Annotated in this window: 13 protein-coding genes; 5 read left to right on the forward strand and 8 right to left on the reverse strand. The window is 73.8% G+C overall.

What is annotated here, in order from left to right; all coding sequences use genetic code 11:
- Positions 1-18: 18 nt before the first annotated feature.
- Complete coding sequence (locus JI742_RS10095) at positions 19-1560, reverse strand: Ppx/GppA phosphatase family protein (RefSeq protein ID WP_201826146.1); 1542 nt, start codon at positions 1558-1560, stop codon at positions 19-21.
- Positions 1561-1734: 174 nt separating this feature from the next.
- Between JI742_RS10095 and JI742_RS10100 the strand changes: the two genes are divergently transcribed.
- A complete protein-coding gene (locus tag JI742_RS10100) occupies positions 1735-2742 on the forward strand; it encodes a ZIP family metal transporter (protein WP_201826148.1) in 1008 nt (335 codons plus the stop codon).
- Between the two features lie 15 nt (positions 2743-2757).
- On the opposite strand, the gene JI742_RS10105 is transcribed toward JI742_RS10100, so the two are convergent.
- Both JI742_RS10105 and JI742_RS10110 read right to left on the reverse strand, forming a co-directional pair.
- On the reverse strand, positions 2758-3300 hold the full coding sequence (locus tag JI742_RS10105) for a hypothetical protein (RefSeq protein ID WP_201826150.1): 543 nt from the start codon (positions 3298-3300) through the stop codon (positions 2758-2760).
- Between the two features lie 122 nt (positions 3301-3422).
- On the reverse strand, positions 3423-5609 hold the full coding sequence (locus JI742_RS10110) for an excinuclease ABC subunit UvrC (RefSeq protein WP_201826152.1): 2187 nt from the start codon (positions 5607-5609) through the stop codon (positions 3423-3425).
- 240 nt (positions 5610-5849) lie between these two features.
- Here JI742_RS10110 and earP point away from each other — a divergent pair, with 240 nt between their 5' ends.
- From earP to mnmC1, 3 genes are all read left to right on the forward strand, one after another.
- The gene (gene earP / locus JI742_RS10115; RefSeq protein WP_350309651.1) at positions 5850-7103 is read left to right on the forward strand and encodes an elongation factor P maturation arginine rhamnosyltransferase EarP; all 1254 of its coding nucleotides are present in this window, start codon (positions 5850-5852) and stop codon (positions 7101-7103) included.
- 104 nt (positions 7104-7207) lie between these two features.
- Complete coding sequence (gene efp / locus JI742_RS10120) at positions 7208-7762, forward strand: elongation factor P (RefSeq protein ID WP_182662114.1); 555 nt, start codon at positions 7208-7210, stop codon at positions 7760-7762.
- Positions 7763-7812: 50 nt separating this feature from the next.
- Positions 7813-9927, forward strand: a complete 2115-nt coding sequence (gene mnmC1, locus JI742_RS10125; RefSeq protein WP_201826154.1) for an FAD-dependent 5-carboxymethylaminomethyl-2-thiouridine(34) oxidoreductase MnmC1 — start codon at positions 7813-7815, stop codon at positions 9925-9927.
- Positions 9928-9945: 18 nt separating this feature from the next.
- On the opposite strand, the gene JI742_RS10130 is transcribed toward mnmC1, so the two are convergent.
- A complete protein-coding gene (locus JI742_RS10130) occupies positions 9946-11568 on the reverse strand; it encodes a cryptochrome/deoxyribodipyrimidine photo-lyase family protein (RefSeq protein WP_201826156.1) in 1623 nt (540 codons plus the stop codon).
- Positions 11569-11651: 83 nt separating this feature from the next.
- Positions 11652-13040, reverse strand: a complete 1389-nt coding sequence (locus JI742_RS10135; RefSeq protein ID WP_201826158.1) for a class I SAM-dependent methyltransferase — start codon at positions 13038-13040, stop codon at positions 11652-11654.
- Between the two features lie 155 nt (positions 13041-13195).
- Here JI742_RS10135 and JI742_RS10140 point away from each other — a divergent pair, with 155 nt between their 5' ends.
- Positions 13196-14773 (forward strand): NYN domain-containing protein, encoded by a 1578-nt coding sequence (locus JI742_RS10140; protein WP_201826160.1) that lies wholly within the window; start codon positions 13196-13198, stop codon positions 14771-14773.
- A gap of 54 nt (positions 14774-14827) precedes the next feature.
- Here the strand turns inward: JI742_RS10140 and JI742_RS10145 are convergent, their stop codons facing one another.
- The 3 genes from JI742_RS10145 to polA are packed head-to-tail and all read right to left on the reverse strand — an operon-like array spanning position 14828 to position 18175.
- Positions 14828-15091 carry a type II toxin-antitoxin system RelE family toxin gene (locus tag JI742_RS10145; RefSeq protein WP_201826161.1) on the reverse strand — a complete coding sequence of 88 codons (264 nt, stop codon included), beginning with the start codon at positions 15089-15091 and terminating at the stop codon, positions 14828-14830.
- Positions 15078-15314: a CopG family transcriptional regulator gene (locus tag JI742_RS10150; RefSeq protein ID WP_201826163.1), complete on the reverse strand. Its 237-nt coding sequence runs from the start codon at positions 15312-15314 to the stop codon at positions 15078-15080. Before JI742_RS10150 ends, JI742_RS10145 begins: the two co-directional genes overlap by 14 nt.
- Positions 15315-15373: 59 nt before the next feature.
- Entirely contained in the window at positions 15374-18175 is a 2802-nt protein-coding gene (gene polA / locus JI742_RS10155; RefSeq protein WP_201826165.1) for a DNA polymerase I, read from the reverse strand.
- Between the last annotated feature and the right edge of the window lie 16 nt (positions 18176-18191).

Genomic DNA, 18191 nt, shown 5'->3' on the forward strand with positions numbered 1-18191 from the left:
GCCCGGCGACTCACCTTCTCAGTGCTGAAGCTGTAGCTGCAAGCCCTCGACCACCGCCCAGGCCTGCACCTCCTCTTGCAGCAGGTGCAGGCTGCGTGGATGGTTGGCGGCCCAGCCGGGCGCCAGGCTCAGGCGGGCGCCGCCGCGCTGGCGGGTGAGCTGCACCGCCTCGGCCTTGGGCGGCGCGATGCGCGCATGGCAGAGGATGGCCGCCAGCCGCAGGCAGAGCACGCGCCAGCTCAGGCTTTCCTCGCCCAGATGGTCGAGCTTGCGCAGGTCGCCGCGATGGCCCAGCACCAGTTCGGCCACCCGGCGCAACTGGCTTTGCGAGAAGCCCGGCGCATCGACATGGGCCAGCAAGTAGGCGCTGTGGCGATGGTGGTCGTGGTGCGAGACGAACATGCCGATCTCGTGCAGGGCCGCGGCCCAGCCCAGCTCGCGCACGCCTTCGGACACGGCCGCCAGCGGGCCGGCCGGCGCCACCGCATCGTGCAGGCGCAGGGCCAGCAGGCGCACCCGCTCGGCCTGCTGCAAGTCGACGCCGAAGCGGCGCTGCAACTCGGCGACCGAGGCATCGCGGATGTCCTGCGGGCCGCGCCGGTCGCCGCGCGACGCGGCCTCCAGCCGGTCGGCCAGGTCGAACATCACGCCCTGGCGCAGCGCACCGCGGGTGGGGTGCAGCGCATCGATGCCGAACTGCATCGCCAGGGTGTAGAGGATGGACAGGCCGCCGCCCAGCACCGCACGGCGCTCGGGCTTCAGGCCCGGCAGGGCGATGGCCTCGACGCGGCCGGCCGCCAGGCACTGCTCCATGCACCAGCGCAGGCCGGCCGGGGTGATGGTGCCGTCGCTGATGCCGTTGGCCGCCAGGAGCTGCGAGACCGCGCCGGCCGTGCCCGAGGAGCCCAGCGCCTCGGCCCACTGGCCCGGGGCGAACAGGGTCAGGGCCTCTTCCAGCTCGGCCCCTGCGGCGATCTGCGCGGCACGGAAGGCCTCGGCCGTGAAGCGGCCGTCGCCGAAGTACTGCATCGACAGGCTGACGCTACCGATCTTGAAGCTCTCGGCCCGGCGCGGCGTGCGGCCCTGGCCGAGGATCATCTCGGTCGAGCGTCCGCCGATGTCGATCACCAGGCGCGGCCTTTCGCTGGGCTGGATGCGGGCCACGCCGGCGAAGATCAACCGGGCCTCCTCGCGGCCCGAGATCACCTCGATCGGATGGCCGAGCACCGACTGCGCGCGGGCCAGGAAGGCATCGCGGTTGCGCGCCTCGCGCAGGGTCTGGGTGGCGACTGCGCGCACGCCGGCCACGCGCACGCCGCGCAGGCGTTCGGCAAAGCGGGCCAGGCAGGCCAGGCCGCGCTGCTGGGCTTCCTCGGTGAGGCAGCCCTGGGCATCGAGGCCGCCCCCCAGGCGCACCGTTTCCTTGAGGTACTCGACGCGCTTGTAGCGGCCGCGCTGCAAATGGCCCAGCTCCAGGCGGAAGCTGTTGGAGCCCATGTCGATGGCGGCCAGCAGGGCGGGAAGGGCGTCGTTCGCTTGGGTGTCGGCAGTCGGGAGCATGTGGGCATTGTCGCGTTGGCCCATGCCCGCCCGGTGACGCGCAGGCGCCACCGGCTTCGCGCCGGACCCATTGACAGCCTCGCTAAGATCTTTCGATGGTCATGCAGGACATGGCCCGCTCCGCGCCACGGCACCCGCCGGGCGCGTTTTTGCTTTCTCCCTCCGGATTCCCCAATGACGCTCAGCTGGATCCTGCTGGCCACCCTTGCCGGGGGCGTGCTGTCGGTGCTGGTGGCCGCGGCGCTCACCCTGCAAGTGCTGCCGGTGATCGTGAAGCATCTGGTCAGCATCTCGGCCGGCGTGCTGCTTGGCAGCGCGCTGCTGCATGTGCTGCCCACCGCCTTCGAGCAAGGCCCGCCACCGCAGGCCCTGTTCCTGACCCTGCTCGGCGGCCTGCTCTTCTTCTTCCTGCTGGAGAAGGCCGAGCTCTACCGCCACAGCCACCATCATGAGGGCGACGACCCGCACCACCACCACCACCACGGCTTCGACGCCGAGCAGGCCGGCCGCGGCGGCTGGAGCGTGCTGGTCGGCGACAGCATCCACAACTTCTGCGACGGGGTGCTGATTGCCGCCGCCTTCCTGGTCGACACCCAGGTCGGCCTGGCCACCGCGGTGGCGGTGATCGCGCATGAAATCCCGCAGGAAGTTGGCGACTATGTGGTGCTGCTCAATGCCGGCTTCAGTCGCCGTCGCGCCCTGCTGTTCAATGCCCTGTCGGGCCTGGCCGGCGTGCTCGGCGGCGTGCTGGGCTATTTCGCGATCCAGCCCTTCGAGGCCGCCATGCCCTACCTGCTGGTGCTGACGGCCAGCAGCTTCATCTACGTGGCCGTGGCCGACCTGATCCCGCAGTTGCAGAAGCGCCTGAGCTGGCGCGCGACGGTGCAGCAACTGAGCTGGATCGCCGCCGGCCTGGGGTTGATCGCCTTCCTGGTCGGTGGCCTGCACGACCATGACCATGATCACGGGCCGGGCGCACATGCACATGGGTCGCATGGGGCTCACGAGGCGACACCGGCGCCCGCGGCCCCTGCGCTGTCCGCCTCGGCCACCGAGGCCGAAGCCGGCGGGCACTCGGCCCACCGTGAACATGACCACGACCACGATCACGATCACGCCCATGCACCCGCGCCGGCTCACGCACCCAAGGCACCCGGCGCGTCCGCCCCGCCGGGCCGCTGAGCCCGCCCGGGGGCTTCAGCGCTCCAGCGTCAGCAGCTTGAAGCGGCGCTCGGCATTGAAGAGGAAGGTCTCGTTGAAGACCCAGGGCCGCGGCAGGCGGCTCATGTCGCCGAAGGGCGCGGCGCGGCGCACCGCGTCGATCGCGGTCTGGATGGTGTCCTTGGCCTGACGCGGTTCGCGCAGCACCTCGATGCGGCGCACGCTGCCATCGGCATGCAGCTCGACCTTGAGCACCGGCACGGCCAGCAGGGGTTCGGGCGGCGGGCCGTCGTAGACCGCGCCGGGCTGGGCGGCGACGATGCGCTGCGCCGCCTGGCGGCGCAGCTCGTCCAGGCTGCGCGGCGTGGCCGGCGGCGGCAGGCCGCGGGCCGTCGGCGGGGCGGCGGGCGGCAGCTCCCGCGGCGGGGCCGCCGGGGGCGGGGGGGCGGGCTCGCGGGCCGGGCTGCGGTCGACCACCGGCGGCGGCGCCACCGACGGCGCGCTGGCGCAGCCGGCGAAAAGCAGGACCAGGCCGGCCCAGGGCAGGGCCCGCAGCAGGCGTTCGGGGCGATGGGGCATGCAGGCGCTCCTCGGGCCCAGCGGGCCGGACAGTGAAGTTCCAGTGTGCCCGCCCGCGCCTGAAGCCCGCGTGAAGCCGGGGTCGGCGCGGGGGCATGGCGGCTCCCGGCCGGACCGCGGCTTCAGCGCAGGGCCTGGTGGATGGTTTCGGCCAGGGCGCGGGAGATGCCGTCGACCGTGGCCAGCTCGTCGACGCTGGCCGCCGCCACGCCGCGCACGCCGCCGAAGCGCTGCAGCAGGCGCGCGCGCTTGCGCGGGCCGACGCCGGGAATCTCCTCCAGCGCGCTGCCGCCGGTGCGCACGCTGGCGCGCTTGGCGCGCATGCCGGTGATGGCGAAGCGGTGGGCCTCGTCGCGGATTTGCGCCACCAGCATCAGCGCGGCCGAGTCGTGGCCCAGGTAGACCTTCTCGCGGCCGTCGGCGAAGACCAGTTCCTCCAGGCCGACCTTGCGGCCCTCGCCCTTCTCCACGCCGACCAGCAGGCCCAGGTCCAGGCCGAGCTGCTCGAAGACCTCGCGCGCGACGCCGATCTGGCCCTTGCCGCCGTCGATCAGCACCAGGTCGGGCAGGCGCTCGCGGCCGCTGGGGGCGGGGCTGTCGGCGCCCTCGCCACCCTTGTCGCGGCGCAGGGCCTCGGCCAGCTTGCCGTAGCGGCGCAGCAGCACCTGGCGCATGGCCGCATAGTCGTCGCCGGGGGTGATGCCGTCGATGTTGTAGCGGCGGTACTGCGCGCTCTGCATGGCATGGGCTTCGAAGACGACGCAGCTCGCCTGGGTCGCCTCGCCGGCGGTGTGGCTGATGTCGAAGCACTCGATGCGCAGGCGCTCCAGCGGCTCGACGGCCAGGTCCAGGGCCTCGACCAGGGCCCGGGTGCGGGCCTGCTGCGAGCCTTCCTCGGCCAGCAGGCGGGCGAGCTTCAGGCGGCCGTTCTGGATCGCCATGTCCAGCCAGGCACGGCGCTGGTCGCGCGGCTGGTGCTGGGTCGCGATGCGGCGGCCGGCGGCCAGGCTGAGCGCCTCGACCAGGGTCTTGTCGACCGGATGGCTCAGCACCAGCAGCGGCGGGATGGGCGCGGGCTCGCCGCCGGCCTCGGCCAGGTAGTGCTGGGCGAGGAAGGCTTCCAGCACCTGCTGCTCGACCGGCGGGCCGGCCTCGCGGCGGCGGGCCTCGTCGGCGCTCAGGGCTTCGCTGACCGGCTCATCCTCCTGGCCCAGGGCGCCGAAGAGCGCGGCGGCGTCCTCGATGTGGCTGGGGAAGTGCGGCCGGTCGCCCAGGTGCCGGCCGCCGCGCACCATGGCCAGGTTCACGCAGGCGCGACCGCCCTGCACGACGACGGCGAGCACGTCGGCATCGCGGTCGAAGGCGCCGTCGGCGGTGTCCTCCATGCTCTGCTGGTGCAGCACCTTGGACAGGGCACCGATCTGGTTGCGCAGCTCGGCCGCCTTCTCGTAGGCCATGCGCTCGGCGTGTTCCATCATCCGCGCCTGCAGGTCGGCGACGACGGCCTCGGTGTCGCCGTCGAGGAAGCGCTCGGCGCGGGCCACGTCCTCGGCATAGTCCAGCGCGTCGATCTCGCCCACGCAGGGCCCCGAGCAACGCTTGATCTGGAACAGCAGGCAGGGCCGGCTGCGGTGGGCGAACACCGTGTCCTCGCAGGTGCGCAGGCGGAAGACCTTCTGGAGGAGCTGGATGGTCTCCTTCACCGCCCAGGCGCTGGGGTAGGGGCCGAAGTGGCGGTGGCGCTTGTCGACCGCGCCGCGGTAGTAGGTCATCCGCGGGTAGGCGACCGGGCTGGGCGTGGCGCCCTCGCGGCGGGCCGCCGCTTCGCTGCGACTGGTGCCGCCGCGCACGCCGGTGATGCGCAGATAGGGGTAGCTCTTGTCGTCGCGGAAGAGGATGTTGAAGCGCGGGTTCAGCGTCTTGATGAGGTTGTTTTCGAGGATCAGCGCCTCGGCCTCGGAGCGCACCACCGTCGTCTCCATCCGCGCGATGCGGCCGACCATCACGCCGATGCGGCTGCCGCCATGGTCCTTCTGGAAGTAGCTGCTGACGCGCTTCTTCAGGCTGCGGGCCTTGCCGACATAGAGCACGCCGCCCTGGGCGTCGAAGTAGCGGTAGACGCCGGGCAGGGCCGGCAGCGCGGCCACTTCGTCGAGCAGGGCCTGCCAGCGGGCGGCATCGCGCGCCGGTTCGGCGGGCGGGTCGGCGGGCGGGGCGGACGCCGGGTCGCGGCGCGGCACGGTCACGGCAGCCGCCACCGGCGCGGCGGCGGGCGGCACGGCATCGGGGCGCGGGTCGGAATCGCTCATCGGCGCGCATTGTGGGCCGCAACAATGCGGCCTTCGCCGGCCCGGCCGGACAGCCCCTGGCGCCGCCTGCGGCCGGCCTGCCGCAGAGCCGCCGGGTCGGGCGTCCGGCGACGAGCCGATGGCCTGTCCCCGCCCGTCCTCGCAAGCCCGTCCTCGCAAGCCCTTCTTCGCACGCACGCCACCCTCGCCCCACCCAAGCCCCACCCAAGCCCCACCTAAGCCCCGTCCACGCCCCGCACCGTGCCGCCGCCCCTGCCCGCCTCCCCTGCCCCCGGCCCGCGCTGGGACCTGTTCTGCCGCGTGATCGACAACCATGGCGACCTGGGCGTTTGCTGGCGCCTGGCCACGCGCCTGGCCGCGCTCGGCGCCCAGGTGCGGCTTTGGGTGGACGATGCCCGCGCCCTGGCCTGGATGGCGCCCGGCGGCTGCCCCGGCGTGCGCGTGCTGCCCTGGCGCGAGCCGCAGGCGGCTGAAGCCCCGGGCGAGGTCGTCGTCGAGGCCTTCGGCTGCGACCCGCCGGCCGGCTTCGTCGCCGCGATGGCCGCGCGCCTGGCGGCCGCCGGCCAGCATGCGCCGGGCGCGGTGCCGGCGCGGGCTGCGGATGCGGGCACTGACCCCCTCCCGTCCAAGCCGGCCCCGCTCTGGCTGAACCTCGAATACCTGAGCGCCGAAACCTATGTCGAGCGCAGTCACGGCCTGCGCTCGCCGCAGGCCAGCGGGCCCGGCGCCGGGCTCGACAAATGGTTCTTCTACCCCGGCTTCACCCCGGCCACCGGCGGCCTGATGCGCGGGCCGCTGCCGGCCGACCCGGGCACCGGCTTCGACCCGGCCGCCGTACGGGCCGAGGCCAGCGACGGCGCCGCCCGGCCCGGCGTGCCGGCGATCAGCCTTTTCGGCTACCCGCAGGCGGCGCTGCCCGCCCAGCTCGCCGCCTGGGCCGGCGGCCCGCAGCCCCTCGACCTGCTGCTCACCCCCGGCCATGCCACCGAGCAGGCCGCCGCCTGGCTGGGCCGGCCGCTGGCGCCTGGCGAGGCCGTCGACCGCGGCGCGCTGCGCCTGATCGCCCTGCCCTGGCTGAGCCAGGCCGGCTTCGACCGCCTGCTGGCCGCCTGCGCGCTGAACCTGGTGCGCGGCGAGGACTCGCTGGCGCGCGCCCTCTGGGCCGGCCAGCCAATGCTCTGGCAGCTCTATCCGCAGGACGAGGACGCGCATGCGGTGAAGCTCCAGGCCTTCCTCGACCGCGTGCTGCTGCCCGGCGCGACGCCGCAGCTTGCACAGGCCCTGCGGGCCGCCTTCGCACGCTGGAACGGCCTGGCCGACCCAGCCGTGCCCGCCCTGCTGGGCCTGGGCCCCGGCGAGCCCGGCCATGCCGCCTGGGCCGCGCAGGCCGAGGCGCTGCGCGCCCGGCTGCAAGCCCGGGTCGACACCGATGGCGACCTGGCCCAGACGCTGTGGCGTGCCGCCCATGGTCCGGCGGGTCAGGCGCTCGGCTAAACTTGCGGGCTTTTCGATCGACGCGCGGCACCCCCTTGGCGGGCGGTGACCGGGCCGTCCCCGCCGCGGCCTTCGGCCCGCGGGCCCAACCCCAAGGTTCACCGATGAAACTCGCTCAGGAAATCCGCGCCGGCAACGTGATCATGCAAGGCAAGGACCCCATGGTCGTCCTGCGGACGGAATACAGCCGCGGCGGCCGCGGCGCCGCCACCGTGCGGATCAAGATGAAGAACCTGCTCAACGGCGGCGGCGCCGAAGTGGTCTTCAAGGCCGACGACAAGATGGACCAGATCATCCTGGACAAGAAGGAGTGCACCTACACCTACTTCGCCGACCCGATGTATGTGTTCATGGATGCCGAGTACAACCAGTTCGAGGTGGAAGCCGAGAACATGGGCGATGCGATCTCCTACCTCGAAGACAACATGGCCGTCGAAGTGGTGTTCTACGACGGCAAGGCCATCTCGGTCGAACTGCCGACCACCGTGGTCCGCGAGATCGAGACCGAGCCGGCCGTCAAGGGCGACACCTCGGGCAAGGTCATGAAGCCCGCCCGCATCGTCGGCACCGGCTTCGAGATCCCCGTGCCCTCCTTCGTGGAGAACGGCGACAAGATCGAAATCGACACCCGCACCCACGAGTACAAGAAGCGCGTCTGAGGGCTCCCGCTCCGCGCCACCTGCAGGGGCAGCTTCGGCTGCCCTTTTTCATGCCTGCCGCCCCCCCGCCCGCCCCCACCGACCCAACTGCCGACGGCCTGCCCGCGGCGGCGGAAGCGGCCGAGCCCGCGGGCGCAGCCGCAGCGGCCGCGCAGGCGGACGACGGCCTCCTGCGCGGCCTGGGCCTGCAAGCGCCGCCGGACGAGGGCGCGCCGGCCTGGGCCGGCCGCGCGCGCCATGTGCTGCTGGAAACCGGCTTCGGCCTGGGCCGGAGCTTCCTCGCCGTCTGGGCCGCCTGGCGGGCCGACCCGCAGCGGCCGCAGCGCCTGACGTACCTCGTGCTGGAAGCCCAGCCGCCCGGCCGGGACGCCCTGGCCCGCGCGCTGGCCGCCACCCACCCCGCCGATGAACGGGTGACGGCCCTGCTCAAGGCCTGGCCGCCGGCCAGCCCCGGCTGGCACCGCTTGGAGCTGGAGGGCGGGCGCGTGCTGCTGCAACTGGGCTTTGGCGAGCCCGAGGCCCTGGCGCGCGGCCTGCTGGCGACGGTCGATGGCCTCTTGCTCGACAGCCCGGGGGCGAAGGGCGAGGCAGCGGTCGCCTCGCCCGGCTTGATCCGCACCCTGGCCCGGCGCTGCCGGCCCGGCGCCCGCGCGGCCAGCCGGACGGGCTTCGCCCCCCTGCACCAGACCCTGCACGACGCACTGCGCGAAGCCGGCTTCCTGATCCTCCGCCCCTCGGGGGCCGCAAGCCAGGGCGAGGTTCTGGAAGCGGTCTACCGCCCGGTCCATGTGCCGCCGGCGCCGCCGGGCCTGCCGGCGGGCGCGTCCGAAGGCATCGCGCCGATTCGCCCGGGCCGGCCCGCCGCGCCGGCCCAGCCCGCCCGCAGCGCCCCTCGGCCAGCAGCGGCCCGCCACGCCGTGATCGTCGGCGCCGGCCTGGCCGGCTGCGCGGCGGCCTGGGCGCTGGCGCGGGCGGGCTGGGCCTGCACCCTGGTCGATGCCGCGGCGCAGCCGGCCGCCGGCGCCTCCGGCAACCCGGCCGGGCTGATGCATGCCACCTTCAGCCCCGACGACGGCCTGCATGCCCGCGCCCACCGCGCCGCCGCGCTGCGCATGGCCCAGGTGGCCGCGCCCTGGCTGGCCGCCGGCCGCGTGCGCGGTGCGCTGGACGGCTTCCTGCGCCTGGAGCCACGCCTGGACGGCGTAAGCGCCGCCGCCCAGCGCGCCCGCGCCGGCCTGCCTGCGACCGTGCTGGACTGGCTGGACGGCCCGCAGGCCGCCGCCCGCTGCGGCCTGCCGCTGGCCACGCCCGGCGAGCCCCCGCCCGGCGCCTGGTGCTATCCGCAGGGCGGCTGGCTGGCGCCGGCCGAGGTCTGCGCGGCTTTCCTGGCCGATGCCGCGCCGGGGGCCGTGCAGTTCGTCGGAAGCCAGCGCGTCGCCCGCTTCGCACCCGTCGGCGACGAGGGCGCCGGCTGGCGCCTGCTCGACCCGCAGGGCGAGGAGATCGCCCGCGCACCGGTGCTGGTGCTGGCCGCTGCCGGGGCCATCCCGGGCCTGCTGCGTGCCTCGCTGGGCGAGGCCGCGGCTGCCGCGCTGGGGCCGCTGGGCCAGGTGCGCGGCCAGCTCAGCGCCTGGCCGCTGCCGCCGGGCCTGCCGGTGCCGCGCTGTGCCCTGTCGGGCGCGGGCTATGCGATGCCGCCGATCGAGGGCTGGCTCTGGACCGGCGCGACCAGCCAGCACGACGACCCCGATCCCGCCCTGCGCCGGGCCGACCATGACCACAACCGCGCGCGCCTCGCCGGCCTGCTGGGCTGCGCACCCGAAGCCATCGGCCCGCTGGAGGCCGCGCGTGGCCGCGTCGGCTGGCGCGCCACCACGCCCGACCGCCTGCCCTGGGTCGGCGCCCTGCCCCGCGCCGGGGCCGGGTCCGGCCCGGTGCCGCGCAGCGTCGCGCACTGGCCGCGCTGGCGCAGCGCCGAAGGCGGGCTCTACTTGCTCGGCGGCCTGGGCTCGCGCGGCCTGACCTGGTCGGCCCTGGCCGGCGAGCTGCTGGCGAGCTGGGTGGCCGGCGAACCCGCGCCGGTCGAGCAGGCCCTGGTCGAGGCCCTGGACCCGGCGCGCCGGCTGCTGCGGCCCGCGGCCCGCGGCAAACAGGCGGGCGGCTGAGGCCGGGCTGCGCGACGCTCAGTCCAGGTCGAACAGCCCGCGCTGCACCGCCACCGGGGCCTCGGCGGGCTGAAGCGCCGCCTGGCCGCGGGTCGGCCGGCGCCGGCCCTCCCGCCCCGGATGCCGGCTGCCGTGCTTCTGGTAGACCTGCTGCGACTCGGCCCGCACGGCGGGCTGGGCCTTGCGGGTGTGCACGGCCTCGCGGGCGGCGGCCATGGCCGCGGCCAGCTCGACGATCGGCGCCGGGTAGCTGCCGCCCGGGCCCAGCACCACGCCATAGGGCGCCAGGGCATGCGGCGGCAGCTCCCAGGGCGCATGGATCGCGGCATCGGGCAAGCGGGCCAGTTCGGGCACCCAGCGGCGGATGAAGTCACCCTGCGGATCCTGGTCGCGCGACTGCTTGACCGGGTTGTAGATGCGCACGGTGTTGATACCGGTCACGCCGCTCTGCATCTGCACCTGCGGCCAGTGGATGCCGGGCTCGTAGTCGGTGAAGCAGCGCGCCAGGTGCAGGCCGGGCGCGCGCCAGTGCAGCCACAGCAACTGGCTGGCGAAGCTCATCACCATCGCGCGCATGCGGAAGTTGAGCCAGCCGGTGGCGGCCAGGCTGCGCATGCAGGCGTCGACGAAGGGGTAGCCGGTGCGGCCGGTCGCCCAGGCGTCCAGGCGGGCCTGCGCCTCGGGCGCCAGCGGACTGCCGTCCTCATGCGGGCGCAGGCCGTCGAAGCCGCGGTGCACATGGCGCCATTCGATGGCCGGCTCGCTCTCCAGCTTCTGGATGAAATGGCTCTGCCAGTGCAGGCGCGATTCGAAGCTCTTGAGCGCATCCAGCCAGTCGCGCCGCTCGGCGCGGCCGGCCTCTTCGGCGGGCGCCTGGGCCAGCCAGTGGGCGCGGCGGGCCAGGGCGGCATGCAGCACCTCGCGCACGCTGAGCGTGCCCCAGGCCAGGTGGGGCGAGAGGCGCGAGCAGGCCTCGGCCCCCAGCATCGGCCCGGACATGGCCGCGCGGTACGGCCGGCCGCGTGCGTGCAGAAAGCTTTGCAGCAGGGCCAGGCCGGCCGACCGACCACCACGCTGGCGGGCCGGCGGCAGCTCGGCCTCGCCGAAGGGGGCGGGCCCTGCGGCGCCAAGCTCCGGCGGCTCGACCGGCCGCAGGCGACCGGGCGGATCCAGCGGCGGCGGGCCCATGCGGGCCATCCACAGGCGCGACCACTGGTCGCGGCTCTTCAGGCGGCGAACGACGCCGTTGGAAGGCAGCTCGGTCCAGCTCACGCCCTGGGCCCGGCACCAGGCGGCCACGCGGCGGTCGCGGTCGAAAGTCCAGGCGTTGCCGGTCTCTTCATGGCTCCACAGGGCGAAGCGGCTGTGGCGGGCGAGGAGGGCTTCGAGCGCGCCCTCCACCTCGCCCGGCCAGCGCCACAGCGCGCCGCCCAGGCTGCGCAGGGCGGCGTCCAGCTCGCGCAGACAGTCCTCGGCAAAGGCCCAGTGGAAGAGCGAGGCATCGTCTTGCGCCCAGCGCGCGGGCTCGTCGGCCCAGAGCGCGAGCACCGGCCCGGCCGCGGCGGCGCGGACCAGGGGAGCATGGTCCTGCACGCGCAGGTCGCGCTTGAACCACAGCACTTGGACGGGGGGAGCCGGCATGCGCGGAGTGTCGCGGCGGGCCGGCCGGGGTGCCGTGGCGGGGGTTTGGCGGGGGCTTCGGCGGCGCGCACCGGGGCGCCGGCTCAGGCCGTGAGCAACTGCTCCAGACGCTGCTCGCGCAGGCCGTAGAAGCGCTTGATCTCGGCGATCTGCGCCAGCAGCTCCGGCCGGCGCGCGGCCAGGGCCTGGGCTGCCGCACCGCGGGCCTTCACGGCCAGGATCATCTTGTTCTTGCGGGTGTGCTCCAGCGCGATGAATTCGAAGACCTGGGTGCGGTAGCCCTGGCTTTCCAGCAGCAGGGCACGCAGGGCATCGGTGACCATCTCGGCCTCCTGACCGAGGTGGATGCCGTGCTGCAGCATGGGCCGCAGCACCGGCGGCAGGCGCATCTGCGGGCGCAGCTCCTTGTGGCAGCAGGGCGAGCTCATGATGATGCGGGCGCCGCTTTGCAGGCCGACATGCAGGGCATGGTCGGTGGCGATGTCGCAGGCATGCAGGGCGATCATCACGTCCAGCGGCTGCACGGCCTGCGTGCGCACATCGCCCTGGTCGAAGCGGATGCCCTGCAACTGCTCGTCGGCGATCAGGGCATTGCAGAGCCGCACCATGTCCTCGCGCAGCTCCAGGCCGGTCACGCGCGGCTGCAAGCCCTGGCGCCGCAGCCAGTCGTGCACGGCAAAGGTCAGGTAGCCCTTGCCGGCGCCGAAGTCGGCCACCCGGATCGGCCCGGATCCGGGGCCGTGCAGGCCGGCTTCCTCCACCGCGGCGGCCAGGATCTCGACGAAGCGGTTGATCTGCTTCCACTTGCGGGCCATGGCCGGCACCAGGGCGGGCTGGCCCTTGACCAAGTGTGTCAGGCCCAGGCCGCGCCAGACGCCATCGCCCAGGGCCAGCGGCCGGACCTTGGCCTTGTCATGCGCGGGGGCGGCCTCGGGCTGGGGCGCTGCGCCGGCCGGGGCGGCCGAGGGGGCTTGCAGGGCATGGTTCGACTCCGGCGCGGGCGCGGGCGCATCCGAGGCCTCGGCGCCCAGGCCCAGGTCCGGCGCGGACGATGACGCTGGCGCGGTGGCGATGCGGCTGCGACGCAGGCTCTCGCGGCCCTTGCGGCTCACGGCGAATTGCAACTCCTCGGTGGCGGTGTGCAGGTGCGCATTGCGAAAGCGTGTGCCCAGCAGCTCAGCCAGCTCGGCCAGGCCGGCTTCGGGCGCATGGTTCTTGGTGATGTCCTTGCTGCGGTGGCGCCACAGGAAGCTGAGCGCCGGCTCGCCGCGCAGCAGCAGGGCACGCACGGTCAGGCGCTCGACGGCCTCGGCCTCCTCGCCGCCCTCGCCCACCGGCGCCGACAGCAGCAGCTTGCGGAACTGGCCCGAGGCCAGCACCGCGCGCAGCACATGCAGGAAACGCTCGCGCGGTGGCGCATCGGCCGCAGGCGGCGGGGCGAACAGGGCGGGGAACAGGGGGGCCGTCGTCATCGGCACGGATTGTCGGGCCGGGGCGCACGCCGCCCGACCGCCCTGCGCCGGCATCGCCCCCGGGCGGGCTGCGACCCGCCATGCCCGACACTGCCGCCGTTCCCGGCCCCGGCCGCCCGCCGCGGCCCCGGGCCCTGCCCCTGCCCCCGCCTGCCATGCGATCTGCCCTTTTCGTCGATTTCGACAACGTCTTCACCGGACTCAGCCGGCTCGGCCCCAGTTATGCCGAGGCCTTCGCCCGCCAGCCCACCCGCTGGCTGGACTGGCTGGTGCAGACGCTGGCGCGGCCGCCCGGCGCCGAGGGCAGCTCGCAGCGGCGCATCCTGGTGCGGCGCTGCTACCTGAACCCCGAGCCCTACAAGCGCTTTCGCATCGGCTTCAGCCGCGCCGGCTTCGAGATCGTCGACTGCCCGCCCATGACCGCCGCCGGCAAGACCAGCACCGACATCCACATGGTGCTGGACATCATCGATGTCTTGCAGTCGGCCACCCGCTACGACGAGTTCATCGTCTTCTCGGCCGATGCCGACTTCACCCCCGTGCTGCGCAAGCTGCGCCGCGAGGACCGCCGCACCACCGTCTTCGCGGCCGGCGCCACCTCGGCGTCCTACGATGCCTCGGCCGACCTGATCATCGACGCCGAGGCCTTCCTGCGCGAAGCCCTGGGCGTGCAGGACGGCGAACCCGACCTGGCGGCCAGCTCGCTCGACAGCGTGATGGCCCAGGCCGAAGCCGTCGTCTGGCGGGTGATGGACCGGGCCGAGCAGCCGGTGCCGCTGCCGGCGCTGACCAAGGCCCTGGCCGTGCAGGTGCCCGAGCTGCCGCTGAGCGACTGGGCCGGCAAGGGCACCTTCCTCGCCCTGCTCAAGAGCCTGCCGCTGGACCCGCTGCGCATCGACCGCGAGCTCAATGCCATGGTCGACCCGCGCCGCATGCTGCGCGCTGCGCCGGCCGGCCCGGGCGCCCTCGCGGCGGCGGGCCCTTTCACCGCCCCCCTCCCCGCCAGCCCATCCGCAACCCCGCCCGCCGCGCCGCGCCCGCCCGTCGGCTTCAGCCCGCTGCATCCGCCGCTGCCGGCCGGCGAAGCCGCCGGCCACGGGCCGATGCTGGAGCAGCTCAGCCGCCTGATCGTCGAGGAAGTGGCTGCGGCGGAAGCGCCGATCCCGGCCGCCCGCCTGGCCCAGATCGCCCGCGCGCGGCTGCCCGGCATCGAGGTGCACTGGCTCGGCCACGGCAGTTGGAAGAAGCTGCTGGACGCGCTTTCGCTGCCCGGCGTGCAGATCGTCTGGCAGGCCCTGGTCGGCTATGCCCTGGACCCCAGCCGCCACAGCCTGCCCGGGCTGGCCACCGAGCCAGCCCACCCGCTGCGCGCCAGCGTGGCCCCGCTGCTCGACGCCGTGGGCCTGCCGGCGCTCAAGCCGGCCCAGTACCGCGCGCAGCTCGAAGGCCTGGCTCAGGCCCTGAGCCTCAAGCCCTACAGCCTGGGCGCCGTCACCCAGGCCATGCACGAGCACTGCCAGCGCCAGCAGCAGCCCGTCAGCCGCGACCAGTGCCTGCGCCTGCTGCGCACCCTGGTCTTCCACGGCTTCGAGCCCGAGGCCGGCCCGCACGGCGTCGAGGACCTGGTGGCCCTGACCTGCGGCGTGATCCTCAGCGCCTGCGCCCGCGAAGGCGTGAAGGTCGAGGACAGCGACCGGGCCGCGCTGATCGGATGGATGACGGAAGAGGGCTAAGCCGCGGGATCGACCCGCCGCGGCATCGCGCGGCCCGCTGCGCTCGCGTCGCGCTCAGCGCGGGCGATGCACCTCGCCCCGGTGGCCGACACGGATGACCTCGACCACGATCGCCATGTCGTCGATGGCATAGACGATGCGGTAGACGCCCTGGCGGATGCGGTACAGCTCCGCGCCGCTCAGCTTTTCGCAGCCGGGGCCGCGCGGTTCGTCGCGCAGCCCTTCGATGCGGGCCAGGATGCGCAGCACATCGGGCCGGGGAATGCCGCGCAGGTCCTTGGCGACCGAGGGCCGGACGCGCAGCTCAAATCGTGCCATCGGCCTTGAGCTGGGCGAGGAAGGCCTCGTAGGCCATGGCCGGTTCCTCGGCGCGGGCGCGGGCGGTGCTCAGGTCGTCTTGGTCGTCCCGAAGCGCCTCGCGCAGCGCCTCATTGACGATGTCGGACATGCTGCGCTGGCTGACCGCCGCCTTCAGGCGCAAGGCCTGGTGCAGCTCGGGCGCGAGGTAGAGGGTGGAGCGGATGGGATCGGCGGCAGACATGGCGGGGCTCCAGGCTCGGAGGCCCCATCGTAACGCCATGACGTCACGACGTCATGACTTCAGTGCGCCTCGTCCCAGTTCCGCCCCACCCCCGGCTCGGCCAGCAGGGGCACGGCCAGTTGCGCCACGCCGGCCATGCGGGCGGGGACCTCGGTCTTGACCCAGTCCAGCTCGGCCTCGGGCACCTCCAGCACCAGTTCGTCATGCACCTGCATGACCATGCGGCTGGCGCGGCCCTCGGCATCGAGCTGGTCCTGCACGGCCACCATGGCCAGCTTGATCAGGTCGGCGGCCGTGCCCTGCATGGGCGCGTTGATGGCCTGGCGTTCGGCCGCCGTGCGGCGCGGGCCGTTGCCGCCGCGGATCTCGGGCAAGTGCACGCGGCGGCCGAAGTAGGTCTCGACATAGCCCTGGGCGCGGGCCTGCTCGCGGACGGTATCCATGTAGCGCTTCACGCCGGCAAAGCGCTCGAAGTAGCGCTCGATGTAGTCCTTGGCCGCCTTCTGCTCGATGCCCAGGGCGCTGGCCAGGCCGAAGGCACCCATGCCGTAGATCAGGCCGAAGTTGATCGTCTTGGCATAGCGGCGCTGCTCGGTGCTGACCTGGTCGACGGGGACGCCGAACACTTCCGAGGCGGTCGCGCGGTGCACGTCCAGGCCCTGCTCGAAGGCGCGGACCAGGGCCGGGTCGCCGCTGAGATGGGCCATGATGCGCAGCTCGATCTGCGAGTAGTCGCAGCTCACCAGCACATGGCCCGGGGGGGCGATGAAGGCTTCGCGGATGCGGCGGCCCTCGGCCGTGCGGATGGGGATGTTCTGCAGATTGGGGTCGCTGCTGGCCAGCCGGCCGGTCACGGCCACGGCCTGGGCATAGTGGGTGTGCACGCGGCCGGTGGCGGGGTTGACCATGCCGGGCAGCTTGTCGGTGTAGGTGCCCTTGAGCTTGGCCAGGCTGCGGTGGGCCAGGATGGTGGCCGGCAGCGGGTGGTCGGCGGCCAGCTTCTCCAGCACCTCCTCGTCGGTGGAGGGCGCGCCGCTGGCGGTCTTCTTCAGCACCGGCAGCTTCTGCTGGTTGAACAGGATCTCGCCGATCTGCTTGGGGCTGCCCAGGTTGAAGGGCTGACCGGCCAGCTCATAGGCCTTGGCCTCCAGCGCGAGCATGCGTTCGGCCAGCTCGCGGCTTTGCTGGCCGAGCAGGGCGCTGTCGATCAACACGCCGTGGCGCTCGATGCGCTGCAGCACGCGCGAGGCCGGCATCTCGATGCGCTCATAGACCTCGCGCAGCCGCGGCGCATGCTGAAGCTGCGGCCACAGCACCTGGTGGACGTGCAGCGTCATCTCGCTGTCCTCGCCCGAGTAGCGGGTGGCGGTGTCGAGATCGACCTGGGCGAAGGGAATCTGCTGCGCGCCCTTGCCGGCCACCTGCTCGTAGCTCAGGCCACTGCGGTTCAGGTGGCGGCTGGCCAGGCTCTCCAGGCTGTGCGCCTTGTGGGCTTCGAGCACATAGCTTTGCAGCAGGGTGTCGTGCGCATAGCCGGCCACGGCGATGCCGTGGTTGGCGAAGACATGCTGGTCGTACTTGATGTGCTGGCCCAGCTTCGCGCGGGCCGGGTCCAGCAGCCAGGAGCGCAGGCGGTCCAGCACCGCGTCCAGCGGCAGTTGCTCGGGCGCGCCAGGGTAGTCGTGGGCCAGGGGGATGTAGCAGGCCTCGCCCGGCTGCACGCTGAAGGACAGGCCGACGATGCGGGCACGCAAGCTGTCGAGGCTGTCGGTCTCGGTGTCCAGCGCGACCAGCTCGGCCGCCTGGAGGCGGGCGAACCAGCGCTCGAAGGCCTCCCAGGTGGTGATGCATTCATGCACCGGCGTGCCGATGGGCGGGATGACGGGCACCCAGTCGGCAGCGTCGGCGGCGGAGGGCGTCGCCGGGGCGCCCTCGCCCTCGGCGGGCGTCGCATCGGGCGAGGCCGCCGCCGCGGCCGGCAACTCGACGCCCAGCTCGCCAGCCAGCTCCTTGCCCCAGGTCTTGAAGCCATGGCGGGCGTAGAAATCGAGCAGGGCCTCGGCCGGCGCATCCTGCCAGGCCAGGCCGTCCCAGGCCGGCCAGCCGGGCAGGCTGGGCGCCAGGTCGCAGTCGCACTTGACGGTGACCAGGCTGCGGGCGGTCGGCAGCCAGTCCAGGGCCTCGCGCAGCTTCTCGCCGGCCACGCCCTTGATGGACGCGGCGGCGGCGATGACGCCGTCGAGCGAGCCATGTTCGGCAATCCACTTGGCCGCCGTCTTGGGGCCGACCTTCTCCACCCCGGGCACGTTGTCGACCGCATCGCCCATCAGCGTCAGGTAATCGACGATGCGATCGGGCGGCACGCCGAACTTGGCCATCACGCCGGCCGGGTCCAGGCGCTCGCCGCTCATGGTGTTGATGAGCATGACGTGGGCATCGACGAGCTGGGCCAGGTCCTTGTCGCCGGTGGAAATGACGACCGACTCGCCGCGTGCGGCTGCCGCGCGGGCCAGGGTGCCGATGACGTCGTCGGCCTCGATGCCGGGCTGCACGATCACCGGCCAGCCGAGCAGGCGCACCACCTCGTGGATGGGCGCGATCTGCGCGGCCAGGTCCTCGGGCATGGCGCTGCGCTGGGCCTTGTAGGCGGGATAGAGCGCGTCGCGGAAGGTCGGGCCGGAGGCATCGAAGACGCAGGCCGCGCGGGCGGCCGGGAACTGCTCGCGCAAGCGCCTGAGCATGGCGACCATGCCGTGCACGGCGCCGGTGGGGCGGCCGCCGGGGCCGCGCAGGTCCGGCAGGGCGTGGTAGGCGCGGTAGAGGTAGCTGGAGCCGTCGACCAGCAGCAGGGAGGTGCTCATGCCGGCATTGTCGATG

The sequence above is a fragment of the Piscinibacter lacus genome, from assembly GCF_016735685.1.
In the GTDB taxonomy this organism is placed as follows: domain Bacteria; phylum Pseudomonadota; class Gammaproteobacteria; order Burkholderiales; family Burkholderiaceae_C; genus Aquariibacter; species Aquariibacter lacus.